The organism is Duganella sp. GW821-FHT01E12 (assembly GCF_059422325.1).
Genome location: NZ_JBWKWR010000008.1, coordinates 35,973 through 48,176, shown reverse-complemented (window position 1 = coordinate 48,176; position 12,204 = coordinate 35,973). Strand labels below are relative to the sequence as shown.

The window sequence follows — 12,204 nt, the reverse complement described above, 5'->3', positions numbered from 1 at the left end:
TGCCTCCGCCTCAAGTCGCGCCAGCGCGTGTTGCCACGCCTCTCGATTTTATCCGAATAGCTCCTGGGGCAAGTTTTTTTCGCATGGCGGGATGGACTTGTTCTTGAAACACAACGGGTGAGTCCGGCGTCCCACTTGCAGCTTGTGATCGTTTCCGAATTGGTGAATACTTTGTTAAATCGTGCGGCATAGGGGAACACTCTTGAGCGATAGCACACAGCATCGCAGCACCGCGGCCCGGGCCGGGCTGGCGTGCGGGCGCCTGGCCGCACTGGCCGCGCTGCTGCTGCCGCTGGCCGCGGCGGCGGCCGACGGCGCCGGCGGCGACGACACGCTGTTCGACCTCAGCCTCGACCAGCTGCGCAACGTCAAGGTGCTCACCGCCACCAAGACCGCCACCCCGCTGTACGCCACGCCGGCCGTGGTCACGCTGGTCACGGCCGACGACATCGCCCGCTACGGCTACCAGAGCCTGGCCGAGGCGCTGTCCCACGTGGCCGGCTTCGTCGAGAGCGACGACCGCCTCAACCACAACTTCGGCGTGCGCGGCATCAACGCCGGCGCGCAGTCGGCCAGCCGCGCCATCAAGATTTTGCTGGACGGCCAGCCGATCGCCTTCCGCAGCACCCAGCAGCAGCTGACCGGGCTGGAATTCATCCCGATGAGCATGGTCGAGCGCATCGAGATCGTGCGCGGGCCGGTGTCGGTGCTGTACGGCGCCGACGCGCTGCTGGGCGCGGTCAACGTCATCACCCGGCGCGACGGCACGGAGCAGCGCCTGGCGCTGGGCCACGAATGGTCAGGCGGCGGCCGCAGCGCCGACCTGCTGGCCGCCAGCGGCAGCGCGCAGTTCGGCGCCGCGGCCGACGGCGCGCCGTCGCCCTACTGGCTGGCCTGGGGCCTGCAGGCCGCCAGGGCCGACCGCGCCGGCCTGGCGCTGCCGCGCATCTCGCCCGACTATAAACGCTACGCCGCCCTCAGCCCGGCCCCGGCCGACGACGCCGACCCGCGCAGCCTGTACCTGCGCGGCGGCTGGCGCGGCGCGGCCGACGAGCTGCAGGCGGCCGCCTTCTGGCAGCGGCAGGACAGCGACAATGTGTTCGCCAACCTCAATCCGCTGCTGCGCCCGCCCAGCCACGTGGTGCTGGAACAGGGCTTTGTGCACCTGGGCGCCAGCCACCGCTTCAACGAGCGGCACACGCTGCGCGCCAGCGTCAACTACGGCCAGGGCGAACCGGGCAGCGGCGACCGCCTGCGCACCGGCGCCGCCGACTACTACCTGCTGCGCGACTTCGGCTACAAGGCGGTGGACGGCAGCGTCGAATGGCTGTGGCAGGCGGGCCCGCAGACCAGCCTGCTGCTGGGCGCGGACGCGCTGCGCGACCGCGAGGCGCTGGAATCGTTCCGCCGCCACAGCCTGGCCGACGGCAGCGATTTCCAGCTCAGCCAGCCCGGCGAAAAGACGCTGCGCAACACCGGCCTGTACGCGCAGTGGCAGTTCCCGCTGGTCGGCCAGTGGCAGGCCATCCTCGGCGGCCGTCAGGACCGGCACTCGGTCTACGGCAGCCAGAAATCGCTGCGCGCCGGCGTGGTCGGCACGCTGCCGGGCGAGTGGGGCCTGAAGGTGCTGAGCGGCACGGCCTTCCAGGCGCCGTCGGCCGAGCTGCTGTACCGCACCGCCGTGCAGCCGGGCGACATCAAGGGCAACCCCGAGCTGGCGCCGCAGAAGTCGCGCACCGTGGAACTGCAGCTGAGCACGCCGCCGCAGCCGCACTGGAACGGCGCGCTGACCGTCTACCACACCAAGGTCAGCGAGCTGGTCACGCTGGAGCAGGCCTTCTTCAACCTGGTGGCGCGCAACACCAGCGACAGCAAGGTCAACGGCGTGGAGCTGGAGCTGCGCTACCAGCGCGACTGGTTCAACGGCTACGCCAACCTGAGCCGCGCCAACGGCAGCCGCGGCCTCAACCGCTACACGCTGGCGCCGCTGGCCCAGCGCAGCGACGGCGAGCTGTTCCCCACCAACAGCGCCAACGCCGGCGCCAGCGCCAGCCTGATGGGGCAGAAGCTGTTGCTCAGCCTGGACAACCGCTACGTCGGCCCGCGCCCGGCCGCCACCGCCAACGTGCTGCTGGCCAACCAGGCCTACCGCCTGGCCGGCTACGTCGACAGCACGCTGAGCGCGCGCTGGAGCCTGAGCGGGCGCGCCAGCCTGCGGCTGCAGGTGCGCGACCTGTGGAACAGCCGCTACGTCGACCCCGGCGTGGGCGGCATCGACTACCCGTCGCTGGGCCGCCGCTATGGAGTGCAATATGAATACCGCTACTAGCGGCCTGCTGGCCGCCGCCCTGCTCCTGCTGACGTCCTGCGGCGGCGGGAGCGGCGGCGACGCCGGCACGGCGCTGCCGGCCAAGCCGATCCAGGCCATGGTCGATCCGGCCGCCATCAACATCGCCTCGGTGGGCTGGCGCACCTCGACCCGCGACGCCTTCCTGCTGGCGGCCAAGCAGATCAACGACGCCGGCGGCGTGCTGGGCAAGCGGCTGAACGCCATCGCGCTGGTCGCGCGCGACAACGCCGAGGCGCAGGACATGGGCCAGCAGCTGCTGGACGCCGGCGTCATCGCGCTCAACGTCTCCACCTCCACCCGCGTGCTCAACCTGCTGCCGCAGGCGCTGGCCAAGGGCGTGCCCATCCTGACCGAATCGAGCTCCTCGCCCGCGCTGAGCACGGTGGCCGACAACGACCTGGTGTACCGCATCGGCGTCTCCGACGTCGACGCCACGCCGGTGCTGGCCAAGGTGGCGTGGGAAGCGGGCAAGCGGCGCGCCGTGGTGCTGATCAACGCCGGCGACGCCTTCGGCGCCGGCCTGTCCAACCTGTTCACGCCGGCCTTCCAGAAGCTGGGCGGCCAGGTGGTGGCCACGGTCACCATCCCGTTCGGCCTGAAGAACGGCTTCGCCAGCTATCTGCAGCAGGTGTACGACGCCAGGCCGGACGTGATCCTGAACGGCATCCTGGCGGCCGACATCTCGGCCAACGTGCTCAACGAATCGCTGCCGTTCCAGAGCGGCGCCATGTGGCTGCTGCCCGGCACCGCCGCCGGCAACCAGACCTTCCTCGACAACCTGGCCGATCCGAGCAAGCTGATGGGAGGCGCGCGCGGCTCGGCCGCCACCATCGGCGCCTACGGCAACAGTTCCTACCAGAGCTTCCGCACCGGCTACCTGGCCCAGTACGGCAGCGAGCCGCAGGACTTCACCGCGCCCACCTACGACATCGCGATGGTGATGGCGCTGGCCATCGAGCGCGCCGGCCTGGTCAACCACAGCCAGAGCCCCACCGGCCTGATGGTGCGCGACAGCCTGCGCTTCGTGATGAACGCGCCGGGCGAAAAGGTGCGGCCGGAAACCATCGGCGCCGCGCTGGCGCTGGTCAAGGCCGGCAAGGACGTCGACTACGCCGGCGCCTACGCCGACATCGACTGGGACGGCGTGGGCGACATCGTCGGCCAGGTGCCGTTCACCGTATTCCGGCTCGACACGGCGGCGCGCAGCTGGGACGCCAGCGAACAGCTGATCATCGGCCTGCCCCGCTGAGCGGCATCGGCGGCGCACAAAAAGTGATCGCCCGCCCCTCTTTTCCCCGGTAACATCAGCCTGCTGTTGTGCAGCCCTGGCCGGCTGGTTATACTGCACTGCAACATACGCCACTTTACGCAAGTCCGATCGCAGTCCACCCCGGGGAAGGTCATGTCTCTCGCATACCGCGCCAATGCCGATTTCGCCAAGTTGAACCATCCGATGCGGGTGCCGCTGTCGGCGGAAATCCACTCACGCCCCTTCCTGCAGCTGCAAGCGCCGGAGAGCCTGACCCATTTCGCGCTCTATGTGCAGCAGGACCAGCCGTCGCAGAAACAGCACCGCAGCACCCAGCACCAGATCCTGGAACAGCTGTGCCTGCACTACGGCGTGGCCGCGCCCGCCCCGCAGGCGCGCTACTTCTTCCACGACTTCGACCGTTTCCGCCTGAAGTGGGAATGCCACACCGAATTCGCCACCTACACCTTCGTCGAGCGCCAAGACCCGGTGGGGTCAAGTCTGACATTCGGACACGAGGTCGGCAGTAGCGACGACAACGGCAGCGCTCGTGTCCGAATGTCAGACTTGACCCCAGCCTTCGAGCGCATGCCGCTGCGGCATGTGCCGCAGGAGTGGCTGGCCGGATTGCACGGCAAGATCATCGTCGCCGCCCATGTGGTGCTGTGCCAGGGCGCGCCGGACGACAGCGGCGCGGTGGACGCCATCCGCGGCCTGTTCCAGGGCAAGTCGCTGGTGGGCAGCAGCGTCGGCAGCGGCGCCGAGGTGTGGACCGACTTCCTGATCCAGCCCGACGGCTTCAGCCGCTTCGTGGTGCGCGACCTGAGCCTGCGCGAGTTCCAGGCCGGCCGCCTGGTCGGCCGCCTGCTGGAGATCGAGACCTACCGCATGATGGCCCTGCTGGGACTGCCGCAGGCGGAGGCCAGCCAGCCGCTGCTCAACGGCATCGAGAACGAGCTGGCCGACCTGACCGCCACGCTGGTGCAGGGCGACCAGCCGGACGGCTTGGCCGGCGAGGCGCGCGAGGAACAGGCGCTGCTGCACCGGATCACCAGTCTGGCGGCGCGGCTGGAAAAACTGTCGGTCAACAACAGCTACCGCTTCGCGGCGGCGCAGGCCTACTTCAGCCTGGTGCAATCGCGCATCCAGGAGCTGCGCGAGGTGCGCATCGCCGGCATGCCGACGCTGGCCGAGTTCATGGGCCGCCGCCTGGCGCCGGCCATGCACACCTGCACCTCGGTGTCGCAGCGGCAGGAGACGCTGGCCAAGCGCATCGCCCGCAGCAACGACCTGCTGCGCACGCGGGTCGGCATCGAGCAGGAGCGGCAGAACCGCAAGATCCTGCAGTCGCTGGACGCGCGCGCGGCCCAGCAGCTGCGCCTGCAGCAGGCGGTGGAGGGCTTGTCGGCGGTGGCGATCTCGTACTACACGCTGGGCCTGATCGGCTACGCGGGCAAGGCCATGAAGGCGGGCAATGTGCCGATCAACCCGGACATCCTGACCGGCCTGGCCGCGCCGCTGGTGTTCATCGGCGTGTGGATGGGCCTGCGCCGGCTGCACAAGCAGCTCACCGCCAAGCCGGTCAGGATTGCGGCAGGCTGAAGCGGGCGGCCAGGAAGCTGGCGATGCGCTGCTGCGTCGCCTCCAGGTAGGGGATGTTCATGTGGTCGGAGTCGGGCACGATCTCGTCCGCGTGCAGCCGGCCCAGCTTCTCGACCAGCAGGTCGGTGTGCGAATGTGGCACCACGTCGTCGAAGGCGGCGCGCAGCACGTAGGTTGGCGCCGTCAGATGATGGGCGTACTTGACCGACTCGAACTTGTGCCGCAGCACATACTCGACCGGGATGGCCTTGAACTTGCGCTGGGCGAGGGCCAGGATGGAATCGTAGGGCGTGATCAGCACGATGGAATTGGCGTCGCGCTCCATCGCCACCTGCACCGCCACGCCCGAGCCCAGGCTGCGGCCGACCACGGCGATGCGCTTGGAGTCGACGTGATGACGCTCGCTGAGCCAGTCGAACAGCATGCGGCCGTCGTCGACGAAATGCTCCTCGGCCGGATCGCCGTGCGAATCGCCGTAGCCGCGGTAGTTCACCGCCAGCACCGCCATGCCGGGAAACAGCTTGCCGGCGTCGCGCGCCACCCAGGACACCTCCTCCGAGCGGCCGCCGAAATAAATCACGCCCGGATGCGGCCCCGCCACCGGCGGCGTCATCAGCCAGCCGGACAGGCGCGTGCCGTCGTTGGAGCGCACCACGATGGGCCGCGTGCGGTGGCCGCTGCTGTAGGGCTTGAGCACCTCGCGCTTGCTGCCCAGCGGATTGAACAACAGCCGCTTCTGGTTGGCCGCCACCGCGGCGGTCAGCCCCATCCACAGCACGCTGGCGATGCCGGCCAGGCCAGCGACTTTTTTTGTATGTTTCATGGCTCTACTTTACTCCCGTCGCCCGCATCCTCGGTACAAAAAATGAAGTCATTCGTGTTCCAAGCCACAGATGGGGGAACAGTGCCGGTTTCGCAAGTGCCGGTATAATATGCGCTCCGTTTTTTATGCAATGCCAATAATGAAACCTGCCGTCGTACTGCTGCATAGCTCCATGAGTTCCAAGGCCCAGTGGGCCGACCTGATGTCGCAACTCGAAGGCAGCTTCCGCTGCATCGCCGTCGACCTGCTGGGCTACGGCGCCTCGCCCTTCCCGGCCGACGTCGGCGCCGGCTACGTCCACACGCTGGCGCACGAAGTCGACGCCGTCAACGCCGCCATCGCCTCGCGCCTGGAGCCGGGCGAAGCGTTCCACCTGATCGGCCACTCCTTCGGCGGCGCCTCGGCGCTGCACATGGCGCGCCGCATGCCGGCGCGCGTGCTCTCGCTCACGCTGTTCGAGCCGGTGGCCTTCCACCTGCTGCCGGCGCGGCATCCGGCGCGCGCCGAGATCGTCGCCGTGGTGGAGCGCATCAACGCCTGCGGCCCGCAGCAGGACCGCGACGCCACCCGCATCTTCATCGACTACTGGAACCGCGCCGGCGCCTACGACGCCGCGCCGCCGGCGGCGCAGGACAAGATGGCCGCCATGATCGCCAAGGTGCGGCTGGACTTCCAGGCGCTGCTGGGCGAAGCGGCCACGCTGGACGACCTGTCGGCGCTGACCATGCCGTCGCTGGTGATGTCGGGCGCGCACAGCCCGGCCTCCACGCGCCTGCTGGCCGAGGCGCTGGCCGCCGCCCTGCCCGACGCCACCGCGCTGCAAACGCGCGGCGGCCACATGGCGCCGATCACCCACGGCGCAGTGGTCAACCCGGCCATCATCAACTTCCTGGCCGACGCCGAAGTCACCGCCGATTGACAAGGATGGCGGCGGTGTGACACTGTCGGTGCTTCGCCACCAGCCGGAAACGTCACGCATGCGCAGCCCATCCTTGCCGCAGTCCCTGGCCGCCGTACTGGCGGCAGCGTTCACCATCGCCCATGCCGCGCCCACGCAGGCGCCGGTGGAGGCACACGTCCCGCATGCGCCGCAGACAGTGGCCGGCACCGACGGCGTGCGCCGCCTGTACTATGAGCTGGACATCGGCAATTTCTACGCCGATACCGGCGTGCTGAAACTGACCGAGGCCGCCGTCTACGCCGACGGCGACACCCGGCCGCTGGCCACCTTCAGCGGCGTCGCGCTGGCAAGCCTGCTGCGGCCCAACAAGGAACTGGAAGCCGACAACAGCCTCGCCATCGCCGGCGGCACGCACGCGCTGCTGCTGATCGCCGCGCCTTTGCCGGCGGGCCGCAAGCCGCCGCTCACGCTGCGCCACACGCTCACCTTCAAAACCGCCAAGGGCGAAACGCAAACCGCCGGCGACATCCCGGTGCCGGTCGACGCCAGGCCGCCGGTCACGCTGGGCGCTCCGCTGCGCGGCGGCTTGTGGCTGGCCGACGAGGGGCCGGGCCACGCGCAATCGCACCACTGGGGCGGCGTGATCGCGCAGAACGGCCGCCTGACCATCCCGCAGCGCTACGCCATCGACTTCTTCGGATTGGACGCGCAAGGCCACGCCGTCCGCGCGCCGGTGGAAAAGCTGGCCGAGAGCCGCGTCGAAGACTGGGCAGGCTGGAACAGCGACGTGCTGGCCGCCGCCGACGGCGTGGTGCGGGACATGCGGGACGGCGTTGCCGACCGCAAGCCCCTGTCGCCGCAGGAAGAGCCGGCGGAACTGAGCGCCAGCGCCCTGTATGGAAATTTCGTCGTGCTGGAAGTGGCGCCGGGCGTGTTCGTCCACTACGCCCATCTGCGCCAGGGCAGCATTCAAGTCAGGCCGGGCCAGCGCGTCAAGCGCGGCGCGCTGCTGGCGCACCTGGGCCTGACGGGCGGCGCCGGCGCGCCGCACCTGCACTTCCACGTATCGGACAAGGCCAGCTTCGCCGACTCGCAAGGGCTGCCCTTTGTGTTCGACAGCTACACGCCCGCAGGCCACAGCAGCGAAGGCGAGGCGCTGAACAACGCCTCGACGATCAAGGTGTCGCCGCAAGCGCCCAAGCTGCGCCGCCGCATGCCGCTGGACGGCGACATCATCGGCTTCTAGAGGCGCTTCAGTTCCGCCTGCGGGCATTCATTGTTCGTGCAGGTTTCCTGTAACTTCCGCCGCGTGCACAGCAGCGACTCGCGCTGTGCGCCCAGCGTGGCCATCATCTGTTCGATCTCGCCCAGCCGCGCATCGAGGTTGTGCAGCAGGCTGTCGTGGAAGGCCGCGCCTTCGAGCGTGGTCACCGCGCGGATCGCCTCCAGCGTGAAGCCGAGATTCTGGCCGATCTGGATCAGATTCAGGCGCTCCAGCGCCGTCTCCTCATACCTGCGGTAGCCGTTGACGCCGCGCGCCGCCTTGGGCAGCAAGCCCGCCCGCTCGTAATAGCGGATCGCCGACGCCGCGATGCCCGAGCGCTCCGCCAGTTCGCCTATTTTCATATTTCGCTTGACCTTAAAGTGAACTTCAATCTTAGGATACATCATTTTCCACACCACGCCCGGACCCGACATGATGTACACCGCACTGACACTACCGAACGGCAGCCCCCTCCCCAACCGCCTGGCCAAGGCCGCGATGGAGGAAAACATGGCCGACGCCGGCCAGCTTCCCGGCCCCGCGCTAAACCGTTTATATCAAAGCTGGGCCGAAGGCGGCGTGGGCCTGATCATCACCGGCAATGTGATGATCGACCACCGCGCGATGACGGGCCCCGGCGGCGTGGTGCTGGAGGCGGGCACGCCGCTGGAGCCGTTCCGACGCTGGGCGCAGGTCTCGCGCCAGCAAGGCGCGCAGGTATGGATGCAGATTAACCACCCCGGCCGCCAGGTGATGGCCAACATGGGCGGCAACGCCTGGGCGCCGTCGGCGGTGGCGCTGGACATGGGTAAGCACAGCAAGCTGTTTGCGCAGCCGGTCGAGATGAGCACCACGCAGATCGAGGAAGTCATCACCCGCTTCGCCGCCACCGCGCACGCGGCCGAACAGGCGGGCTTCAATGGCGTGCAGATCCACGCCGCGCACGGCTATCTGATCTCGCAGTTCCTGTCGCCGCTGACCAACCGCCGCCGCGACAACTGGGGCGGCAGCCTGGCCAACCGGGCGCGCCTGCTGCTGGAGGTGGTGCGCGCGGTGCGGGCGCGGGTATCGCCCGGCTTCAGCGTGGCCGTCAAACTGAATTCGGCCGACTTCCAGCGCGGCGGCTTCTCCGAGGACGACGCCAGGCAGGTCGTGCTGCTGCTGAACGAACTGCCGGTGGACCTGATCGAGCTGTCCGGCGGCAGCTACGAAAGCCCGGCCATGCAGGGCCGCACCGCCGACGGCCGCACGCTGGCGCGCGAGGCCTACTTCCTGGAGTTCGCCAAGGAGCTTGCCGCCGTGGCGCGCATGCCGGTGATGACCACAGGCGGCATCGCCCGCAAGGCTGTGGCGGAGCAGGTATTGGCGAGCGGCGTGGCCGTGGCGGGCATCGCCACCGCGCTGGCCGAAGTGCCGGACCTGCCGCTGCAATGGCGCGCGGGCCGCGAACCGGCAGCGCTGCCGCCACCGGTGAATTGGAAGGACAAGACGATGGCGTCCGTCGCCTCGATGGCGCTGGTCAAGCGCCGGTTGCGCGCGCTGGGGAACGGCGCCGCGCAGGCGCGCAGCTACTCGCCGCTGGTGACGATGCTGCTCGGCCAGTTCCGCACGTCGCTGCTGACCAGGCGCTATCGGGCCTGGCTCGCCGCCGCAGGCTGATCGCACAGCATCACAGTTGCGCGGCCAGGCGCTTGCTCTCGCCGGCTTTCAGGTTCAATGGAACGACCTTGCCGCCGTAGCGCACCTTGCCAGGGCCGGAGCCCGCCGTGCGGCGTATCGTGGCCGAAGTCAGCTTGCCGCCGGCCCAGGCCACGTCCACCTCGTAGCCGCCGCGCGCGCGCAGGCCCTTGACCGCGCCGGCCGGCCACGCCGACGGCAGCGCCGGCAGCAGATGAATTTCGCCGGTCTGCGACTGCACCAGCATCTCGCAGATCGCCGCCACGGCGCCGAAGTTGCCGTCGATCTGGAACGGCGGATGCGCATCCAGCATATTCGGATAGGTTCCGCCGGCGTTATTGCCCTCGCTGCCCTTGCCACTTTGCTGCGCCGCGCGCGCACCGGGCTTGGCCAGCTGCCCGCGCAGCATCTTGTAGGCGTGGTCGCCGTCCAGCAGCCGCGCCCAATAAGCCGTCTTCCACGCCATCGACCAGCCGGTGCCGGCGTCGCCGCGTCCTTCCAGCGACTTGCGCGCAGCAGCAGCCAGTTCGGGCGTTTGCGTCGGCGATATCTGGCGGCCCGGGTACAGCCCGAACAGGTGCGACACATGGCGATGCGTATCGCCCGGGGTATCGAGCACCGGATCTTTTTTCTCGTCCATCCACTCCAGCAGCTGCCCCCAGCTGCCAACGCGCGGCGCGGCCAGCTTGTCGCGCATGGCGGCGACCTGCGCGCGGAAGGCCTGGTCGTCGCCCAGCGCATCCGCCGCTTCCACGGTGTTGTTGAACAGGTCCCAGATGATCTCCTGGTCGTAGGTGACGCCATCCTCGATCGGTCCATGCTCCGGCGACCAACCCAGCGGCGCGACCAGGCGCCCGTCCGGCAGCTGCTTCAGGTAGTCCTGCCAGAAGTGCACCGCCTCCTTCATCATCGGATAGGCGACGTTGCGCAGGAAGGCCTTGTCCTGCGTGTAGGCGTAGTGCTCCCAGAAGTGCTGCGCATACCACGCGTTGCCGGTCTTGTTCCACACATAGCCCATCGCGCCGAAGGGATTCGATTCGGTGCGCACCGTCCATCCGCGCACTGGCTTACCGGCGCCGCTGACGAAGGTCTCCTCGCGCTGCACGGCCTTGCCGCTCAGGTCAGGCTTGGACATCGGCACCGCCTCGGGATTGGCAAGCGCCCGCGCCGCCGTATCCGCCACCAGCTGGCGATACACCGGCGCCACGCCCTGCACCAGCGCGAAGAACGGCAGCGCGTTCCGCGACAGGTTGGCCGGTTCGGCCGGCCAGTAGTTCATCTGGATGTTGATGTTGGTGTGATAGTCCGACCGCCACGGCGGCGTGGGGTTGTTGTTCCACAGCCCCTGCAGATTGGCCGGCAGCGAATCGCGCGAGCTGGAGATCAGCAGGTAGCGGCCGAACTGGAAGAATTGCGCCTCCAGTCCTGGATCGCCGCCTTCCGAAGTGTAGGTGGCGATGCGCTGGTCCGTCGGCAGCGCGCGGCGTGCCGGCGTGGCCGCGCCGAAGTCCACGCTCATGCGCTTGAACTGCGCATCGAAATCCTTCTGGTGCTCCGCCAGCAGCGTCGCCCACGGACGCGCGGCGGCGCTCACCTGCGCCGTCACGCGCGGCAGCGGATGCTCACCCTGGAATTTTTTAGATGAGTCGAGGACGTAGCTGGTGCCGGCGCCCAGTATCAGGGTCACCGCGTCGCAGCCGGTGAAGGTGATCCGGTTGCCGTCGACCGCGATCGCTCCGCCGTCATTCAGCACCTGTAGTTCGCTAGCGTAGTCCATCGCATTACTGGAGGCGTCCCCCTTGCCGCTCAGCGAACCCGTTGCGACGATCCGGTCGCCCACCACATTGATCTGCGCGTCGTGCATATCGGTCAGCTCTATCGAACCGGTGTACTGCCCGCGCTTGTCGGCGCTCAGGCGCATCGCGATCACCTGCGCCGGAAAGCTGGCGAAGGCCTCGCGCTTGAACCTGACGCCGGCGTGCGTGTAGCTGACACTGTGCAGGCTCTGGCCGATATCCAGCTGGCGCGCGTACGCCGTGGTGGCCCGATCGTGGCCCGGAAGGTTGATGTAGACGTCGCCGAACGGCTGGTAGGAACCCATCACCTTGTCGTCGCCGGTCCACAGCGTGATGTCGTTGAACTGGATACGCTCCCGCGCCAGCTGGCCGAAGATCATCGCACCGATGCGGCCATTCCCGATCGGCAGCGCCTCCTGCTCCCAGCCTTGCGCCGTATCCGGCGCTGGCCGGTCGTAGCGCAGCGCCAGGTCGCGGACCTCCGCTGCGTAGCACAGCTGCGCGGCGAGCAAGCCCGCCGCCACCATCGCGCGTCGAAACAT

9 protein-coding genes are annotated in these 12,204 nt (G+C 68.8%); 6 read left to right on the top strand and 3 right to left on the bottom strand.

Annotated features, from left to right (window positions below):
• The first annotated feature begins 202 nt into the window (after window positions 1-202).
• From AC07WS_RS21160 to AC07WS_RS21150, 3 genes are all read left to right on the top strand, one after another.
• Window positions 203-2,329 (top strand): TonB-dependent receptor plug domain-containing protein, encoded by a 2,127-nt coding sequence (locus AC07WS_RS21160; RefSeq protein ID WP_494730990.1) that lies wholly within the window; start codon window positions 203-205, stop codon window positions 2,327-2,329.
• Window positions 2,313-3,599 carry an ABC transporter substrate-binding protein gene (locus AC07WS_RS21155; protein WP_494730989.1) on the top strand — a complete coding sequence of 429 codons (1,287 nt, stop codon included), beginning with the start codon at window positions 2,313-2,315 and terminating at the stop codon, window positions 3,597-3,599. Before AC07WS_RS21160 ends, AC07WS_RS21155 begins: the two co-directional genes overlap by 17 nt.
• Before the next feature lie 153 nt (window positions 3,600-3,752).
• A complete protein-coding gene (locus AC07WS_RS21150) occupies window positions 3,753-5,201 on the top strand; it encodes a DUF3422 family protein (protein WP_494730988.1) in 1,449 nt (482 codons plus the stop codon).
• On the opposite strand, the gene AC07WS_RS21145 is transcribed toward AC07WS_RS21150, so the two are convergent.
• A complete protein-coding gene (locus tag AC07WS_RS21145) occupies window positions 5,182-6,024 on the bottom strand; it encodes an alpha/beta hydrolase (RefSeq protein ID WP_494730987.1) in 843 nt (280 codons plus the stop codon). The two genes, AC07WS_RS21150 and AC07WS_RS21145, sit on opposite strands and share 20 nt — an antisense overlap.
• Before the next feature lie 70 nt (window positions 6,025-6,094).
• On the opposite strand from AC07WS_RS21145, the gene AC07WS_RS21140 reads away from it, so the two are divergent.
• Together AC07WS_RS21140 and AC07WS_RS21135 are read left to right on the top strand one after the other, a co-directional pair.
• Window positions 6,095-6,943 (top strand): alpha/beta fold hydrolase, encoded by an 849-nt coding sequence (locus tag AC07WS_RS21140; protein ID WP_494730986.1) that lies wholly within the window; start codon window positions 6,095-6,097, stop codon window positions 6,941-6,943.
• Window positions 6,944-7,001: 58 nt separating this feature from the next.
• On the top strand, window positions 7,002-8,171 hold the full coding sequence (locus AC07WS_RS21135; RefSeq protein ID WP_494730985.1) for a M23 family metallopeptidase: 1,170 nt from the start codon (window positions 7,002-7,004) through the stop codon (window positions 8,169-8,171).
• Here the strand turns inward: AC07WS_RS21135 and AC07WS_RS21130 are convergent.
• Window positions 8,168-8,551: a MerR family transcriptional regulator gene (locus AC07WS_RS21130; protein WP_494730984.1), complete on the bottom strand. Its 384-nt coding sequence runs from the start codon at window positions 8,549-8,551 to the stop codon at window positions 8,168-8,170. The two genes, AC07WS_RS21135 and AC07WS_RS21130, sit on opposite strands and share 4 nt — an antisense overlap.
• Window positions 8,552-8,621: 70 nt before the next feature.
• Here AC07WS_RS21130 and AC07WS_RS21125 point away from each other — a divergent pair, with 70 nt between their 5' ends.
• Window positions 8,622-9,848 carry an NADH:flavin oxidoreductase/NADH oxidase family protein gene (locus tag AC07WS_RS21125; RefSeq protein WP_494730983.1) on the top strand — a complete coding sequence of 409 codons (1,227 nt, stop codon included), beginning with the start codon at window positions 8,622-8,624 and terminating at the stop codon, window positions 9,846-9,848.
• A 10-nt stretch (window positions 9,849-9,858) separates the two neighbouring features.
• Here AC07WS_RS21125 and AC07WS_RS21120 read toward each other — a convergent pair whose 3' ends face one another.
• Complete coding sequence (locus tag AC07WS_RS21120) at window positions 9,859-12,204, bottom strand: glycoside hydrolase family 95 protein (RefSeq protein WP_494730982.1); 2,346 nt, start codon at window positions 12,202-12,204, stop codon at window positions 9,859-9,861.